Annotated in this window: 17 protein-coding genes; 9 read left to right on the top strand and 8 right to left on the bottom strand. The window is 54.9% G+C overall.

From position 1 onward, the window contains the following. Positions 1-14 precede the first annotated feature (14 nt). From dnaE to tilS, 5 genes are all read left to right on the top strand, one after another. Entirely contained in the window at positions 15-3,497 is a 3,483-nt protein-coding gene (gene dnaE / locus BJ885_RS16400; RefSeq protein ID WP_121932524.1) for a DNA polymerase III subunit alpha, read from the top strand. 12 nt (positions 3,498-3,509) lie between these two features. After that, entirely contained in the window at positions 3,510-4,469 is a 960-nt protein-coding gene (gene accA / locus BJ885_RS16395) for an acetyl-CoA carboxylase carboxyl transferase subunit alpha (RefSeq protein WP_008501895.1), read from the top strand. Between the two features lie 100 nt (positions 4,470-4,569). Then, a complete protein-coding gene (locus BJ885_RS16390; RefSeq protein WP_121932525.1) occupies positions 4,570-6,702 on the top strand; it encodes a lysine decarboxylase LdcC in 2,133 nt (710 codons plus the stop codon). 65 nt (positions 6,703-6,767) lie between these two features. Next, a complete protein-coding gene (locus BJ885_RS16385; RefSeq protein WP_029741193.1) occupies positions 6,768-7,157 on the top strand; it encodes a VOC family protein in 390 nt (129 codons plus the stop codon). A 58-nt stretch (positions 7,158-7,215) separates the two neighbouring features. Continuing rightward, entirely contained in the window at positions 7,216-8,505 is a 1,290-nt protein-coding gene (gene tilS / locus BJ885_RS16380) for a tRNA lysidine(34) synthetase TilS (protein WP_121932526.1), read from the top strand. A gap of 28 nt (positions 8,506-8,533) precedes the next feature. On the opposite strand, the gene rof is transcribed toward tilS, so the two are convergent. Beyond that, complete coding sequence (rof, locus tag BJ885_RS16375) at positions 8,534-8,794, bottom strand: Rho-binding antiterminator (RefSeq protein ID WP_008501890.1); 261 nt, start codon at positions 8,792-8,794, stop codon at positions 8,534-8,536. Continuing rightward, complete coding sequence (locus BJ885_RS16370; RefSeq protein WP_008501889.1) at positions 8,781-8,981, bottom strand: YaeP family protein; 201 nt, start codon at positions 8,979-8,981, stop codon at positions 8,781-8,783. The genes rof and BJ885_RS16370 overlap by 14 nt, the downstream gene beginning before the upstream one ends. A gap of 196 nt (positions 8,982-9,177) precedes the next feature. Between BJ885_RS16370 and BJ885_RS16360 the strand changes: the two genes are divergently transcribed. From BJ885_RS16360 to nlpE, 3 genes are read left to right on the top strand one after another with little or no spacing between them, the layout of a single operon-like run. Then, positions 9,178-9,723, top strand: a complete 546-nt coding sequence (locus BJ885_RS16360) for a YaeQ family protein (RefSeq protein ID WP_033144678.1) — start codon at positions 9,178-9,180, stop codon at positions 9,721-9,723. After that, positions 9,720-10,142, top strand: coding sequence for an alternative ribosome rescue aminoacyl-tRNA hydrolase ArfB (gene arfB / locus BJ885_RS16355; RefSeq protein WP_121932527.1), 423 nt, complete (start codon positions 9,720-9,722; stop codon positions 10,140-10,142). The genes BJ885_RS16360 and arfB overlap by 4 nt, the downstream gene beginning before the upstream one ends. A 34-nt stretch (positions 10,143-10,176) precedes the next feature. Beyond that, positions 10,177-10,875 (top strand): envelope stress response activation lipoprotein NlpE, encoded by a 699-nt coding sequence (nlpE, locus tag BJ885_RS16350; RefSeq protein WP_032660574.1) that lies wholly within the window; start codon positions 10,177-10,179, stop codon positions 10,873-10,875. Between the two features lie 47 nt (positions 10,876-10,922). Here nlpE and proS read toward each other — a convergent pair whose 3' ends face one another. The 6 genes from proS to metN all read right to left on the bottom strand — a co-directional run bounded on the left by proS (position 10,923) and on the right by metN (position 16,502). Further along, positions 10,923-12,641, bottom strand: a complete 1,719-nt coding sequence (proS, locus tag BJ885_RS16345; protein WP_033144681.1) for a proline--tRNA ligase — start codon at positions 12,639-12,641, stop codon at positions 10,923-10,925. 112 nt (positions 12,642-12,753) lie between these two features. Then, positions 12,754-13,461, bottom strand: coding sequence for a tRNA (N6-threonylcarbamoyladenosine(37)-N6)-methyltransferase TrmO (gene tsaA, locus BJ885_RS16340; RefSeq protein WP_029741187.1), 708 nt, complete (start codon positions 13,459-13,461; stop codon positions 12,754-12,756). Continuing rightward, entirely contained in the window at positions 13,458-13,862 is a 405-nt protein-coding gene (rcsF, locus tag BJ885_RS16335; RefSeq protein WP_008501883.1) for an Rcs stress response system protein RcsF, read from the bottom strand. Before rcsF ends, tsaA begins: the two co-directional genes overlap by 4 nt. Positions 13,863-13,968: 106 nt before the next feature. After that, on the bottom strand, positions 13,969-14,784 hold the full coding sequence (gene metQ, locus BJ885_RS16330) for a methionine ABC transporter substrate-binding lipoprotein MetQ (RefSeq protein ID WP_014168729.1): 816 nt from the start codon (positions 14,782-14,784) through the stop codon (positions 13,969-13,971). A gap of 40 nt (positions 14,785-14,824) precedes the next feature. After that, on the bottom strand, positions 14,825-15,478 hold the full coding sequence (locus BJ885_RS16325) for a methionine ABC transporter permease MetI (RefSeq protein WP_014168730.1): 654 nt from the start codon (positions 15,476-15,478) through the stop codon (positions 14,825-14,827). Beyond that, positions 15,471-16,502, bottom strand: coding sequence for a methionine ABC transporter ATP-binding protein MetN (gene metN, locus BJ885_RS16320; protein WP_121932528.1), 1,032 nt, complete (start codon positions 16,500-16,502; stop codon positions 15,471-15,473). The genes BJ885_RS16325 and metN overlap by 8 nt, the downstream gene beginning before the upstream one ends. A gap of 188 nt (positions 16,503-16,690) precedes the next feature. On the opposite strand from metN, the gene gmhB reads away from it, so the two are divergent. After that, entirely contained in the window at positions 16,691-17,257 is a 567-nt protein-coding gene (gmhB, locus tag BJ885_RS16315; RefSeq protein ID WP_029741186.1) for a D-glycero-beta-D-manno-heptose 1,7-bisphosphate 7-phosphatase, read from the top strand. Positions 17,258-17,576 lie beyond the last annotated feature (319 nt).

Below are 17,576 nucleotides of genomic sequence, written 5' to 3'. Positions count from 1 at the left end.
CGCGGAATCTGAAGATGGCTGAACCACGTTTCGTACACCTGCGGGTGCATAGCGACTACTCCATGATCGATGGGCTGGCGAAGACCGGGCCGCTGGTAAAAAAGGCGGCCTCCCTTGGCATGCCCGCGCTGGCGATCACCGATTTTACCAACCTGTGTGGCCTGGTGAAGTTCTACGGAACGGCGCACGGCGCGGGAATAAAGCCCATCGTCGGGGCGGATTTTCATGTGCAGAGCGATCTCATCGGCGATGAAATGACGCAAATCTCCGTGCTGGCGATGAACAACACGGGCTATCAAAACCTCACTCTGCTTATCTCAAAAGCCTACCAGCGCGGATACGGTGCGCTGGGCCCGTGGATCGACCGCGACTGGCTGGCTGAACTCAACGAAGGGCTGCTGCTGATCTCCGGTGGCCGTATGGGCGATGTCGGTAAATGCCTGCTGCGCGGCAATAGCGCGCTGGTGGATCAATGCGTCTCGTTCTATGAAGAGTATTTCCCGGATCGTTATTATCTGGAGCTGATCCGCACCGGTCGCCAGGACGAAGAAAACTATCTGCATGCAGCGGTCGCACTTGCGGAAGAACGCGGTCTGCCTGTTGTCGCGACAAACGATGTGCGGTTCCTCGAGCCGGGAGATTTTGACGCTCACGAAATTCGCGTGGCGATCCATGATGGCTTCACGCTCGACGATCCGAAACGACCGCGTAATTACTCCTCTCAACAGTACATGCGCAGCGAGGAGGAGATGTGTGAACTCTTCTCTGATATCCCCGAAGCGCTGGAAAACAGCGTAGAAATCGCCAAGCGCTGTAACGTTACCGTTCGCCTCGGCGAATACTTCCTGCCGCAGTTCCCGACGGGTGATATGACCACGGAAGATTTCCTGGTCGTGAAATCAAAAGAAGGTCTGGAAGAGCGTCTGGAATTCCTGTTCCCGGATGAGGCCGTTCGCAAAGAGAAGCGGCCGCCGTACGATGAGCGCCTGGATATTGAACTCCAGGTAATCAACCAGATGGGCTTCCCGGGCTACTTCCTGATCGTAATGGAGTTTATCCAGTGGTCGAAGGATAACGGCGTACCGGTCGGACCGGGACGTGGCTCCGGTGCAGGCTCGCTTGTGGCCTATGCGCTTAAAATTACCGACCTCGACCCGCTGGAATTCGACCTGCTGTTCGAACGTTTCCTTAACCCGGAACGTGTTTCCATGCCCGACTTTGACGTCGACTTCTGCATGGAGAAACGCGACCAGGTGATCGAACACGTCGCCGATATGTACGGCCGTGATGCGGTATCGCAGATTATTACGTTCGGTACGATGGCGGCGAAGGCGGTTATCCGCGACGTTGGCCGCGTGCTGGGCCACCCGTACGGGTTTGTCGATCGTATTTCTAAGCTGGTGCCGCCCGATCCGGGCATGACGCTGGCAAAAGCGTTTGAAGCCGAACCTCAGCTGCCGGAAATCTACGAAGCCGACGAAGAAGTCAAAGCGCTGATCGACATGGCGCGCAAGCTGGAAGGCGTCACGCGTAACGCCGGCAAGCATGCGGGGGGCGTGGTTATCGCCCCGACCAAAATTACCGACTTCGCGCCGCTCTACTGTGATGAAGCGGGTGAGCACCCTGTTACTCAGTTTGATAAGAACGACGTGGAATACGCCGGGCTGGTGAAGTTTGACTTCCTCGGCCTGCGTACGCTGACGATCATCGACTGGGCGCTGAAGATGATCAACCCGCGCCGGGAAAAGCAGGGCCTTGAGCCGATAGACATTGCCGCCATCCCGCTGGATGACAAGAAAAGTTTCGACATGCTGCAGCGCTCGGAGACGACAGCCGTCTTCCAGCTTGAATCCCGCGGTATGAAAGACCTGATTAAACGTCTGCAGCCCGACTGCTTCGAAGATATGATCGCACTGGTCGCCCTGTTCCGTCCGGGCCCACTGCAGTCAGGGATGGTAGATAACTTTATCGACCGTAAGCACGGTCGCGAAGAGATTTCTTACCCGGACGTTCAGTGGCAGCATGAAAGCCTGAAGCCGGTACTGGAACCAACCTACGGCATTATCCTGTATCAGGAACAGGTCATGCAGATTGCTCAGGTGCTTTCCGGCTATACGCTCGGCGGCGCGGACATGCTGCGTCGTGCGATGGGTAAGAAAAAGCCGGAAGAGATGGCCAAGCAGCGTTCCATCTTTGAAGACGGGGCGAAGAAAAATGGCGTTGACGGCGAGCTGGCGATGAAAATCTTCGACCTGGTGGAGAAATTCGCCGGGTACGGATTTAACAAATCCCACTCCGCCGCCTATGCTTTGGTGTCGTATCAAACGCTGTGGCTGAAAGCGCACTATCCTGCTGAATTTATGGCGGCGGTAATGACGGCCGATATGGACAACACCGAGAAGGTGGTTGGCCTGGTGGACGAGTGCTGGCGCATGGGGCTTAAGATCCTGCCGCCGGATATTAACTCAGGGCTCTACCACTTCCACGTCAACGACGACGGAGAGATCGTTTACGGGATCGGCGCGATCAAAGGCGTGGGCGAAGGTCCGATCGAGGCGATCATCGAAGCGCGTAACAACGGCGGGTATTTCCGCGAGCTGTTCGATCTTTGCGCCCGTACCGACACCAAAAAACTGAACCGTCGCGTGCTGGAAAAACTGATCATGTCCGGCGCGTTTGACAGGCTGGGGCCGCACCGCGCCGCGCTGATGAACTCGCTGGGCGACGCGCTGAAAGCGGCGGATCAGCATGCAAAAGCGGAAGCCATTGGTCAGGCGGATATGTTCGGGGTGCTGGCGGAAGAGCCAGAGCAGATAGAGCAATCTTATTCCAACTGCCAGCCGTGGCCAGAACAGGTGGTACTGGATGGGGAGCGTGAGACGTTAGGCTTGTACCTGACGGGGCACCCGATCAACCAGTACATCAAAGAAATTGAGCGCTATGTCGGCGGCCACAGGCTTAAAGACATGCATCCGACAGAACGTGGTAAAATCACCACGGCTGCGGGGCTCGTGATTGCCGCAAGGGTTATGGTCACCAAGCGCGGCAATCGTATCGGCATCTGTACGCTGGATGACCGTTCCGGGCGTCTGGAGGTGATGTTGTTCACCGACGCGCTGGATAAATACCAGCAATTGCTGGAAAAAGACCGCATACTTATCGTCAGCGGACAGGTCAGCTTTGATGACTTCAGTGGGGGGCTTAAAATGACCGCCCGCGAAGTGATGGACATTGACGAAGCCCGGGAAAAATATGCTCGCGGGCTTGCTATCTCGCTGACGGACAGGCAAATTGATGACCAGCTTTTAAACCGACTCCGTCAGTCTCTGGAACCCCACCGCTCGGGGACAATTCCAGTACATCTCTACTATCAGAGGGCGGATGCACGCGCGCGGTTGCGCTTTGGTGCAACGTGGCGTGTCTCTCCGAGCGATCGTTTACTGAACGATCTCCGTGGCCTCATTGGTTCGGAGCAGGTGGAACTGGAGTTTGACTAATACAGGAATACTATGAGTCTGAATTTCCTTGATTTCGAACAGCCGATTGCTGAGCTGGAAGCGAAAATCGATTCTCTGACAGCGGTAAGCCGTCAGGATGAAAAACTGGATATTAACATCGACGAAGAAGTGCATCGTCTGCGCGAGAAAAGCGTAGAGCTGACGCGCAAAATCTTTGCCGATCTCGGCGCATGGCAGGTGGCCCAGCTGGCTCGCCATCCACAGCGTCCGTACACCCTGGATTATGTCCGCCTGGCGTTTGACGAATTTGACGAACTGGCAGGCGATCGCGCATACGCTGACGATAAAGCTATCGTTGGCGGTATCGCGCGTCTGGACGGACGCCCGGTGATGATCATTGGTCATCAGAAAGGTCGTGAAACCAAAGAGAAAATCCGTCGTAACTTCGGTATGCCAGCACCAGAAGGCTACCGTAAAGCCCTGCGTCTGATGGAGATGGCTGAGCGTTTCAACATGCCAATCATCACCTTCATCGACACCCCGGGTGCATACCCTGGCGTGGGCGCGGAAGAGCGCGGTCAGTCTGAAGCCATCGCGCGCAACCTGCGCGAGATGTCTCGTCTGAAGGTGCCGGTCATCTGTACCGTTATCGGTGAGGGTGGTTCCGGCGGTGCGCTGGCGATTGGCGTGGGCGATAAAGTGAATATGCTGCAGTACAGCACCTATTCCGTTATCTCTCCGGAAGGCTGCGCATCCATTCTGTGGAAAAGCGCCGACAAAGCGCCGCTGGCTGCAGAAGCCATGGGCATCATTGCGCCACGCCTGAAAGAGCTTAAGCTGATCGACTCTATCATCCCGGAACCGCTGGGTGGTGCGCATCGTAAGCCGGAAGTAATGGCGGCTTCTCTGAAAGCGCAGCTGCTGGCTGACCTGGCAGATCTGGACGTGCTGAGCAAAGAAGATCTGCTCAACCGTCGTTACCAGCGTCTGATGACCTACGGTTACGCGTAAGCTTCACAATTATCTGAAAAGCCGCACAATGTTGCGGCTTTTTTTATACCTGCGGTTTAGCCGGACTATGCTTAGCTAATGTTTTTTAGGGAGGAAGCCCATGAATATCATTGCCATTATGGGGCCGCACGGCGTCTTTTATAAAGATGAGCCAATTAAGGAGCTGGAGCAAGCCCTGCAGTCGCGCGGGTATCAGCTAATCTGGCCGCACAACAGCGCCGACCTGCTGAAGTTCATCGAGCATAACCCGCGTATCTGCGGCGTGATCTTCGACTGGGACGAATACGATCTCGAACTGTGCAGCGATATCAACAAGCTGAACGAATACCTCCCGCTGTACGCGTTTATTAATACTCACTCAACCATGGACGTCAGCGCCAATGATATGCGTATGGCGCTGTGGTTCTTTGAATATTCGCTCGGCGTGGCTGAAGATATTGCGACCCGAATTCAGCAATATACCGGTGAATATCTCGATAACATCACTCCGCCGTTTACACGCGCGCTCTTCACCTACGTGAAGGAGGGCAAATATACCTTCTGTACGCCAGGTCATATGGCGGGAACGGCCTATCAAAAAAGCCCGGTGGGCTGCCTGTTCTATGATTTCTTCGGTGGCAACACGCTGAAAGCGGACGTGTCGATTTCAGTCACCGAACTAGGCTCTCTGCTGGATCACACCGGCCCGCATCTTGAAGCCGAAGAGTATATCGCCCGCACCTTTGGCGCCGAGCAGAGCTATATGGTGACCAACGGCACTTCGACCTCGAACAAAATCGTCGGGATGTACGCTGCGCCTGCTGGCAGCACCTTGCTGATTGACCGTAACTGCCATAAATCGCTGGCACATCTGCTGATGATGAGCGACGTCGTACCGCTCTGGCTGTCGCCCACGCGTAACGCGCTCGGTATTCTTGGGGGTATTCCGCGCCGGGAGTTCACCCATGACGCCATTGAACGTAAGGTTGCGGCAATTCCTGGCGCAAGCTGGCCTGTCCATGCGGTGATCACCAACTCCACCTACGACGGTCTGCTGTACAACACGAACTGGATCAAAAAGACTCTCGACGTGCCGTCGATCCACTTCGATTCCGCATGGGTGCCGTACACTAATTTCCATCCGATTTACGCCGGCAAAAGCGGCATGAGCGGTGAACGCGTGCCGGGTAAAGTGTTCTTCGAAACGCAGTCGACCCATAAAATGCTGGCGGCGTTTTCCCAGGCTTCGCTTATTCACATCAAAGGCGAGTACGACGAAGACACGTTCAACGAAGCCTTTATGATGCATACAACCACCTCACCGAGCTATCCGCTGGTAGCCTCCATAGAAACGGCCGCAGCGATGCTGCGCGGCAATCCGGGCAAACGACTCATCAACCGTTCGGTAGAACGCGCGCTGCATTTCCGCAAAGAGGTGCAGCGGCTGAAAGATGAAGCCGACGGCTGGTTCTTTGATATCTGGCAGCCGGAAGAGATTGATGAAGCAGAATGCTGGCCCGTCTCGCCCGGAGAAGACTGGCATGGCTTCCGGGATGCCGATAGCGACCATATGTTCCTCGACCCGGTAAAAGTGACGATCCTGACGCCGGGCATGGATGAGCAGGGCAAGATGAGCGATGAAGGTATTCCGGCCGCGCTGGTCGCGAAATTCCTTGATGAACGTGGCGTGGTGGTGGAGAAAACCGGTCCCTATAACCTGCTGTTCCTGTTCAGCATCGGGATCGACAAAACCCGCGCGATGGGGTTGCTGCGCGGCCTGATGGAGTTTAAGCGCGCCTACGATCTCAACCTGCGGGTGAAGAATATGCTGCCGGATCTTTACGCGGAAGATCCTGACTTCTATCGAAATATGCGCATTCAGGATCTGGCCCAGGGGATCCACAGGCTGATCCGTCAGCACGATCTGCCGCGTCTGATGCTTCAGGCGTTCGATGTCTTACCGGAGATGAAGTTTACCCCGCACAAGGCATGGCAGCGCCAGGTGAAAGGGGAGGTCGAAACCGTCGAGCTGGAAAACCTGGTCGGGCGCGTATCGGCTAACATGATCCTGCCTTACCCGCCGGGCGTTCCGCTCCTGATGCCGGGAGAGATGATTACCGAAGAGAGTCGGGCCGTGCTCGATTTCCTGCTGATGCTCTGCTCTGTCGGGCGCCACTATCCCGGTTTTGAGACTGATATCCACGGTGCGAAGCGCGACGAGAACGGCGTTTACTGGGTGCGAGTCCTAAAATAAGGGTGACTGCTTGCCAGGTGCGGGTTTTCGGTTGTAACGTTCAGGCATCATAAAAAGGAGAAGCTATGCTGGGTTTAAAACAGGTTCATCATATTGCGATCATTGCGACCGACTACGCGAAAAGTAAGGCCTTCTACTGCGACATCCTGGGCTTTACGCTCATGAGCGAGGCCTACCGCGAGGAGCGTGACTCCTGGAAGGGCGATCTGGCGTTAAACGGGCAATATGTGATTGAGCTGTTCTCTTTTCCTTTTCCGCCTGCGCGTCCGTCCCGCCCGGAAGCCTGTGGCCTGCGTCATCTTGCCTTCAGCGTCGATGACCTGGATAGCGCGGTAAAACATCTGGAGGCGCACGGCGTGACGTGCGAAGCGATTCGCGTCGATCCGTTCACCGACAAGCGTTTTACCTTTTTCAACGACCCGGACGGCCTGCCGCTGGAGCTTTATCAGCAGTAATGATTGTCCTGTGTGATAATGCCCGCTCAGTTCGGGCATTTTTTATGTGTAATCTCCTATGACCTTACCCGCTATCGCACAAGCCGTTTCACCGTACCGCCAGCTGCTGGTGGGGTTTAGCGGTGGCCTGGATTCTACCGTGTTGCTGCATCGCCTTAAGCGCTGGCGCGATCGGGAACCTGACGTCCAGCTTCGGGCGATGCATATTCACCACGGATTAAGTCCTCACGCAGAGGCGTGGGTGGCGCACTGCGAAGCCTTGTGTGCGGCCTGGGCGATCCCGCTCATCGTTGAGCGCGTCACGCTTGCGGAGGAAGGGCTGGGCATCGAGGCGCAGGCGCGTAAAGCCCGCTATGCTGCATTTGCCGGGGCATTACGTCCTGGAGAAGCGCTGCTCACGGCCCAGCATCTGGACGATCAGTGTGAAACCTTTCTGCTGGCCCTTAAGCGGGGTAGCGGGCCGGCGGGACTTTCTGCCATGCCGGCGCGTTCTGAATTTGCCGGCACAACGTTACTGCGTCCGCTGCTTGGCGAGACGCGTGCCTCACTGGAAAACTGGGCGCGAGAACATCAGCTGAACTGGATCGAAGATGAGAGTAACCAGGATGACGGCTATGACCGTAACTTCCTGCGCCTGCGCGTCCTCCCGCTTTTAGGCGAGCGCTGGCCGCATTTCGCCGACGCGACGGCAAGAAGCGCCATGCTGTGCGCCGAACAGGAGTCGTTGCTGGATGAGCTGTTGAGCGACGAGCTGGCTGGACTCATTTCTGCCGACGGGGCGTTGGCGATCGCACCGATGAAAGCGATGAGCCCGGTACGTCGCGCCGCGCTGCTACGACGCTGGCTGGCCTTTCATCGCGCCGCGATGCCGTCGCGGACAATGCTGAGTCGTATCTGGGACGAAGTCGCCCTGGCGCGGGATGATGCTTCCCCGTGCGTCCATCTGAACGGTTTTGAGGTGAGACGCTATAAGGGCGAACTCTGGTGGGTAAAATCCACGCCCTCGCTGACCGATGTGGTGCTCGACTGGCTTTCTCCTGACGCACCGCTGCCATTGCCCTGTGAGTCAGGACGCGTCTCTCTCCTGCCGTCTGGTCATGTGCGGCTGCCGAAGCCCGGTGAACCGGTTACCGTGCGCTTTAAGGCTGGCGGCATGCTGCATATCGTCGGGCGCAACGGGGGACGGAAGCTGAAGAAAATATGGCAGGAGTGTAACGTGCCGCCGTGGCTGCGCGACACCACGCCGCTACTGTTCTACGGTGAAACGCTTATCGCTGCGGCAGGGGTTTTCATCACGGAAGAGGGGTGGTCAGAAGAGGGTGTCCGTTTTGAGTGGCAAAAAGCGTAACGGGCAGCCAGGCTGCCCGTTAGTGTCATCAGGATTCGCTCACCACGACGGTGCCGATTTGCGGGTGGCTGAAGCTGGCTATTTTGTCCAGACGCAGCTCACGCGTCGCACCGGCGTCTTCCACTATCAGGTATTCCACATTCTTTCGTGAAACCAGATCGCTGGCTTTCGCCTTCAAAACTTCGCCATCTTTTAGCTCCAGCGTCAGTAATAAATGATGCTGGCAGGCGAGTTCGAGGTTGTCATAGTCATCACAATTGATGGGTTGATAAGTATCATTCATCGACATAATCGCTCACCAGTAAATTCGCCGCAGCATACGCTGCTTTTTCCCTGACCGACTCTGAAAGGCTCTCATCAGAGGCCACTTCATTAAGCACTTTCAATACACAGCCCAACGCGTCCGGGACATACCCCAGATCTCCGCTGGCGATTTCCGCATACCGTTTGCGAATTAACTCACAATAATTATTCACATCCCCTCCCGCCAGCGCACTGACTTACTGTGAGATATCATTAAGCCTACGAAGATAAACTCGGTTTAGCAAGGTGACTATACCATACTCATTTAAGCAATATCAGAGCCTTGATAGCGGTGTATTTAACACCCTGTAACAGCCTTTTGCCGCGGTTTTCGCTACAATGTGCGCCTGATTCGAATGGAGTTCTCTCATGGCGCTGAAAGCGACAATTTATAAAGCAGTGGTCAATGTGGCCGATCTGGATCGCAACCAGTTCCTCGACGCGTCGCTTACGCTGGCACGCCACCCCTCCGAAACCCAGGAGCGCATGATGCTGCGCCTGCTGGCGTGGATTAAGTATGCCGACGAGCGCCTGCAGTTTTCCCGTGGGTTAAGCGCAGAAGACGAACCTGAAGCTTGGCTGCGCAACGATCATCTGGGTATCGATTTGTGGATCGAACTCGGCCTGCCGGACGAGCGCAGAATTAAGAAGGCCTGCACCCAGTCCGCTGAAGTGGCCTTATTCGCGTATAATCAGCGCGCTGCGGAGATCTGGTGGCAGCAAAACAAGAGCAAGTGCGGACAGTTTAAAAATCTCACGGTCTGGTATCTGGATGATGAGCAGCTGGCGCAGTTGAGCGAGTTTGCCAGCCGAACCATGGTTTTGCAGGCGACGATTCAGGATGGCGCCATCTGGCTCTCTGATTCTCAGAATAATCTGGAAATTCATTTAACGGCGTGGCAACCCGCGTCATGATCGTCTTGTCCCGAAACGTCAGCATTCCTGACAACGAGCTGGAGATCACCGCCATCCGTGCGCAGGGGGCTGGCGGGCAGCACGTCAACAAGGCGTCGACGGCTATCCATTTGCGTTTTGACATTCGGGCCTCAAGCCTGCCAGAGTATTATAAAGAAAGCCTGCTTGCCGCCAGTCATCATCTGATCACCAGCGATGGCGTGATTGTGATCAAAGCCCAGGAGTACCGCAGCCAGGAGCTCAACCGGGAAGCGGCGCTGGCCAGACTGGTGGCGGTCATCAAAGAGTTAACGACGGTACAAAAAAGCCGCCGGGCAACGCGGCCAACCCGCGCATCGAAAGAGCGTCGGTTGTCCTCGAAGGCCCAAAAATCCACAGTGAAAGCACTACGCGGTAAAGTTCGTCGCCCGACAGAGTGACGAAAGGGAACACACTTTTCATAAGGAATTCATTGTGAAAAAAGTATTATGGTCAGCGCTGGCAGCGAGTACGCTGTTTGCGCTTTTTGGGTGTAACAACCGCTCCGAAACGCAGGTTTTACAACCCACGCAAACGGAAGAATTAAAACCAATGCAGCAAAGCTGGCGCGGCGTATTGCCTTGCGCGGACTGCGAAGGCATTGAAACGTCTCTGTTCCTGCAAAAAGACGGCACCTGGGTGATGAATCAGCGCTATCAGGGCGCTAAAGAGCCTTCTTCTTTTGCAACTTATGGAACATGGGCGCGCACGGCGGAGAAGCTGGTCCTGACGGATACCACCGGTGAGAAAACCTTTTTCCGCGCCAAAGGTGAGGGGATGGAGATGCTTGACCGCGAAGGCAACCCGATTGAATCCCAGTTCAACTACACGCTTGCGCCGGTAAAAGCGGCTCTGCCTGCCACGCCGATGGCAATGCGGGGAATGTACTTCTATATGGCGGATGCGGCGATCTTTACCGACTGCGCAACCGGCAGGAAGGTCAGCGTGGCAAATAATGCGCAGCTTGAACGTGATTACGCTGTGGCACGCGGCAATGACAGCAAGCCGGTATTGCTTACGGTTGACGGTCACTTTACGCTGGAGCCAAACCCGGATAGCGGGGAGATGGTGAAAACGCTGGTGGCAGATAAAGACGCGAAGTTTGTTGCGGGTAAAGACTGTAACAGTAAATAAGCTGACGCTGTGCCATTAAAAAACCCCGCCTGAGCGGGGTTTTTTGTTTAGCCTTTGATGGCTTTCACCAGGTAATCAAGAATGTCGCCGGTCTTGATCATCTGTTTTTCGCCGCTGCGACGGTATTTGTATTCAATCTCATCGCTGTCGAGGTTACGGTCGCCGATGACGACGGTGTGCGGGATACCGATCAGTTCCATATCGGCGAACATTACGCCTGGACGCTCTTTACGGTCATCCATCAGCACTTCGATACCCTGTGCGCGCAGCTCGGCATACAGCTTCTCGGCCAGCTCCTGCACGCGGTAAGACTTGTGCATGTTCATTGGCAGAATGGCTACCTGGAACGGCGCAATATTGTCCGGCCAGACGATGCCGCGTTCGTCGTAGTTCTGCTCAATTGCCGCAGCTACCACGCGCGTCACCCCAATACCGTAGCAACCCATGGTCAGGATCTGGTTACGGCCATCTTCACCCTGAACAGCGGCGTTCAGCGCGCGAGAGTATTTATCGCCCAGCTGGAAGATGTGACCGACTTCGATGCCGCGCTTAATCATCAGGGTACCCTGACCGTCCGGGCTTGGATCGCCTGCAACCACGTTACGGATGTCAGCCACTTCCGGCGTCGCCACGTCGCGATCCCAGTTGATGCCGAAGTAGTGTTTACCGTCGATGTTCGCACCTGCGGAGAAGTCGCTCATTGCAGCAACCGTGCGGTCAATAACAACCGGCACCGGCAGGTTGACTGGACCCAGTGAACCTGGACCCGCATTCACCACGGCGCGGATTTCCGCTTCCGTTGCGAAGGTCAGCGGGCTGGCTACCTGCGGCAGCTTCTCGGCTTTCACTTCGTTCAGCTCGTGATCGCCACGCACCAGCAGGGCAACCAGCGGGTAAGCGCTACCTTCGGTGGATTTCACCAGCAGCGTTTTTACGGTTTTTTCGACTGGCAGATTGAACTGCTCAACCAGCTCGGCGATGGTTTTCGCGTTTGGCGTATCAACCAGCGTCATCTCTTGCGTTGCCGCGCCGCGCGGTTCTTTTGGCGCCAGCGCTTCTGCAAATTCGATGTTCGCCGCGTAGTCTGAAGAGTCAGAGAAGATCACATCGTCTTCACCGCTCTGTGCCAGTACCTGGAACTCATGGGATGCGCTACCGCCGATGGAGCCGGTATCAGCCTGCACAGCACGGAAATCCAGACCCATGCGGGAGAAGATTTTGCTGTACGCCGCGTACATTGCGTCGTAAGTCTCTTGCAGTGATTCCTGAGAGGTATGGAAAGAGTAGGCATCTTTCATCAGGAATTCGCGAGAGCGCATAACGCCGAAACGTGGGCGAACTTCGTCACGGAACTTGGTCTGGATCTGGAAGAAGTTCAGCGGCAGCTGTTTGTAAGAGCTCAGCTCATTACGAATCAGGTCGGTAATGACTTCTTCATGCGTTGGGCCGAGAACGAAAGGACGCTCGCCGCGATCGACAAAGCGCAGCAGTTCAGGACCATATTGTTCCCAACGGCCGCTCTCCTGCCACAGGTCAGCGGGCTGAACCACAGGCATGGACACCTCGATAGCACCGGCGTTGTTCATCTCTTCACGCACGATGTTTTCGACTTTTTTCAGGACGCGCACGCCGGTCGGCAGCCAGGTGTATAACCCGGAGGCCAGCTTGCGGATCATCCCGGCGCGCAGCATCAGCTGATGGCTGATCACTTCGGCGTCGGCAGGCGTCTCCTTCAGAGTGGAGAGCAGATATTGGCTAGTACGCATGTTGTTACGGTTCCATTTCGACGATTGGAACAGGCTGAAACACCAGCCTGACACAAAAAAAGTGGTTTAGTTTACCAGTGTGGCAAAGATGCCAAAAGAGAGGAGAACAAAATTACCTGGGTTCAAGGGCAAACACTTCAAAACCTGCCCCGGTGACGCGCCAGCGAACGTTGAAATCGAACAGCCAGACGGCGTACGTTTTTCCTTCTTCCTCTTCTTTACGGTAGGCCGGACGAGGGTCCTGTGCCAGAACTTCAGTGATGAAATCCTGTAAGCGAGGATAGCGTTTCTCCAGCTGACCGAGCTGCGCGGTTATCTCAGGCGTAAAATAAACAGGCATGTCCGCCTGCGGTGCGTCCTGAGCATAGCTTGCACGCGCGTCCGGGAGGGCTTCGGCGAAGGGCAGATAGGGTTTGATGTCGATTACCGGCGTGCCGTCTACCAGGTCCAGGCTACCTAACTCCAGTATCACCCGATCTTTCTGGCAGCGTATGCCTTTCAGTTCAACCAGCGACATGCCAACCGGGTTTGGGCGGAAGGTCGAGCGAGTCGCAAACACGCCCATTCTCGCATTTCCGCCAAGACGAGGAGGACGCACGGTAGGTCGCCAGCCGCCTTCCATCGTCTGGTGAAACACGAACACCACCCATAAATGGCTGAAAGCCTCGAGCCCGCGTACCGCATCGGCCTGATTGTAAGGCGCAATCAGGTGAAGTTCACCGCTTCCGCTGGTCACAAGACCGGGCTGGCGGGGGACGGCGAACTTCTCTTTATAAGGAGAGTGGATAACGCCTATCTGCTCGAACTGAAATGCACTCATTTAGCCGTGATGTTCAGCGCAGAACCGATGCAAACCGCCTGACGATAGCAGCCTGGCGTGCCGCTGGTGACTTCGCAGCTGTGCAGCAGAACCGCGTTGGCTTTCATTTTTGCGGCATTAATCTGCATGCGTTTACGCGCTGTCGGAATATTCGGTGGTGAGTCCTGATTGGTCGCCTGACAGGATTCGCCGCTCACTTCGCCCAGTTCACGGAACGGTTTACCGACGAGTTCGTCTGCTTTCGTGATAATGCGAACCGGCGCAGGGCGAACCACTTTCGGTTTCGCAGGCTCGGTTTTTGGCGGGGTTGCCGTGCTTTGAACAGGTTCAACGGGAGATCTGCTTAGCATAGAACAGCCGCTCAGCATGAGTGCTAAAAGACAGATCGGTAAAGCACGCATAATAGTTCCTCAATGGATAATCAAAACGTCAGATATTGAATCAGTTGATTGCACAAATGACAAGACGGGCATAAGCCCGTCCTGATGATATTACACTGAGGTGAGATTACCAGCCTTTAACAGCGCCGCCGTTAAACACTTTGTTGGCTTCCTGGTAAACTTCATCAGACTGATAAGCCTGAACGAATTTCTTCACGTTTTCCGCGTCCTTGTTGTCTTCGCGAGTCACGATCAGGTTAACGTACGGGGAGTCTTTATCTTCTACGAAGATACCGTCTTTGGCTGGCGTCAGGCCAATCTGGCTGGCGTAAGTGGTGTTGATAACGGCCAGGGCAATCTGCGCATCGTCCAGAGAACGTGGCAGCTGCGGTGCTTCCAGTTCAACAATTTTCAGATTTTTCGGGTTCTCGGTGACATCCAGAACGGTTGGCAGCAGGCCAACACCGTCTTTCAGTTTGATCAGGCCCACTTTCTGCAGCAGAAGCAGGGAACGACCAAGGTTGGTTGGGTCGTTAGGCACGGCAACCTGAGAGCCCGGCTGCAGCTCGTCCAGAGATTTAATTTTCTTCGAGTAACCGGCAATTGGATAAACGAAGGTGTTACCGACGCCCACCAGTTTATAGCCACGATCTTTGATCTGCTGATCCAGGTATGGCTTATGCTGGAAGGCGTTAGCGTCGATATCGCCTTTGCTCAGCGCTTCGTTCGGCAGAACGTAATCGTTGAAGGTCACCAGCTCAACGTCCAGGCCATACTTCTCTTTCGCCACTTTCTGAGCAACTTCAGCAACCTGTTGTTCTGCACCCACAATAACGCCCACTTTAATGTGGTTTGGATCTTTTTCGTCCTGACCGCAACCCACCAGTGCCAGAGAGCCGATCAGCGCGCCTACTGCTGCAAAGGTCTTTAATTTAAACGCCATGTTTTATCCTTAACTCGTAGAGTTTGTGTTGTGTGTAACGTTATTTGTGAGTAACGGTCCGGACGATGCGATCGCCAGAGAACTGGATTAAATAAACCAGAACAACCAGCAATACCAGAACGGTATTCATCACGGTAGCGTTATATCCAATATAGCCGTACTGGTAACCAATCTGGCCTAAACCGCCAGCGCCAACTGCACCGCCCATCGCGGAATACCCGACCAGCGTGATAAGCGTGATGGTTGCCGCGTTCACCAGGCCTGGCAGTGCTTCCGGGAGCAGAACTTTGCGGACGATCTGCATCGGTGTTGCGCCCATCGCGCGGGAAGCCTCAATCAGACCTGTCGGGATTTCCAGCAGGGCATTTTCCACCATACGGGCGATAAACGGCGCTGCGCCTACGGTCAGCGGAACGATGGCCGCCTGCAGACCGATAGACGTTCCGACTATCACGCGGGTAAACGGAATCATCCACACCAGCAGAATAATGAAGGGAATAGAACGGAAGATGTTCACCAGCGCAGAGAGCGTACGGTACAGCTTCGCGTTCTCAATGATTTGACCCGGACGCGTCACGTACAGCAATACGCCGACCGGCAGGCCAATCACAAAACCAAAGAAGCCAGAGACAAAGGTCATTGCCAGCGTTTCCCAAACGCCTCGAACCAGCAGCCACATCATCGGCTCAGACATAACCCAGTACCTCTACTTTTACATGGTGTTCTTGCAGCCAGGCAATCGCGGCCTGGGTTTCTTCTTGTGTGCCGTGCATTTCTGTCAGCATAATGCCGAACTTCACGCCACCGGCGTAATCCATCTGCGCGCTGATGATGTTGTTGTTCACGTTAAAGCGACGCGCGGTTTCGGAAAGCAGGGGAGCGTCAACGGACTGACCGGTGAACTCCATGCGCAGCATCGGGACGCTGTCTGCCGTCGGTTCGGTTTTCAAACGCTCCAGATAATCTTCCGGAATATCCAGATGCAGCGTGGACTGGATGAACTGCTGTGCCAGAGGCGTCTTCGGATGCGAAAACACTTCACTTACCGTGCCCTGCTCGATCAGTTCACCGTTGCTGATGACCGCCACGCAGTCGCAGATGCGTTTCACCACGTCCATCTCATGTGTAATAAGGAGGATCGTCAGGCCCAGGCGACGGTTAATGTCTTTTAGCAGTTCCAGAATTGAACGCGTGGTTGCCGGATCCAGTGCGCTGGTGGCTTCATCGCACAGCAGTACCTTAGGGTTGCTTGCCAGCGCGCGGGCAATGGCCACACGCTGCTTTTGACCGCCGGACAGATTGGCCGGGTAGCTATCATGCTTGTCGCCCAGACCCACGAGGTCGAGCAGCTCGGTAACGCGACGCTTCACTTCTTCTTTCGGCGTGTTATCCAGCTCAAGCGGCAGGGCAACGTTGCCGAACACGGTGCGGGAGGCCAGCAGGTTAAAGTGCTGGAAGATCATGCCAATCTGACGACGCGCTTTGGTGAGTTCTTTCTCTGAGAGGGCGGTAAGTTCCTGGCCGCCAACTTCTACGCTGCCCTGGGTTGGGCGCTCAAGCAGGTTAACACAACGAATCAGCGTGCTTTTACCTGCACCCGATGCGCCAATGACGCCATAAATTTGACCAGCAGGAACATGCAGGCTGACGTTGTTCAGCGCCTGAATGGTTCGGTTCCCCTGCTGGAACACTTTGGTGATATTGGAAAGTTTAATCATTAGATTATTTTTATCGTATGTAAGTTAGCCGTGGCATTTTCTTCTGCCAGATACGGGTGATGACCGTAAACAAAACGGATGTTAAGGCATCCAGACGTCTAAATCAATCCAACTCTGTACGATGAGCACTTTATTGCGCTGCGATTCATGAGATACTAGTCGAACATGCCTTTTTCAGGAGCAAACCGGTGGCAAAATCAGTACCCGCAATTTTTCTCGATCGTGACGGCACTATTAATGTGGATCACGGTTATGTCCATGAGATTGATGAGTTCGAGTTTATCGAGGGCGTAATAGATGCCATGCGCCAGCTGAAAGAGATGGGCTATGCGCTGGTGGTGGTGACGAACCAGTCCGGTATTGCACGCGGTAAATTCACCGAAGCGCAGTTCGAAACGCTGACGGAATGGATGGACTGGTCGCTGGCCGACCGAGGCGTGGATCTCGACGGTATCTACTATTGTCCGCACCACCCGCAGGGAACGGTAGAAGCGTATCGCCAGACCTGTGACTGCCGTAAGCCGCATCCGGGGATGTTCATCTCTGCGCAGGAGTTCCTGCACATTGATATGTCTGCTTCTTATATGGTGGGCGATAAACTGGAAGATATGCAGGCAGCCGCCGCAGCGGGTGTAGGGACCAAAATATTAGTTCGCACCGGTAAGCCAGTGACGCCAGAAGCAGAAAATGCAGCGGATTGGGTGATTAATAGTCTGGCCGATCTGCCAAAAGAGATTAAAAAGCACCAAAAATAGCCTTTTTGGCGAAAAGATGAGCGGTTGAAATAAAAATGCATTTTTCCGCTTGTCATTCCTCGGCGGCTCCCTATAATGCGCCTCCATCGACACGGCGGATGTGAATCACTTCACACAACAAGCGGTTCGGTTGAAGAGAAAAAATCCTGAAATAACGGGTTGACTCTGAAAGAGGAAAGCGTAATATACGCCACCTCGCAACGGTGAGCGAAAGCCGCGTTGCAACTGCTCTTTAACAATTTATCAGACAATCTGTGTGGGCACTCAAAGTGACATGGATTCTTAATGTCTTCGGACAATAAATGAATACCAAGTCTCT

The sequence above is a fragment of the Enterobacter sp. WP_7_1 genome (genome assembly GCF_003688535.1).
Classification (GTDB): Bacteria; Pseudomonadota; Gammaproteobacteria; order Enterobacterales; family Enterobacteriaceae; genus Enterobacter; species Enterobacter asburiae.
Note: the sequence above shows the minus strand (reverse complement) of the source record. Positions and strands in the feature narration are given on the sequence as shown.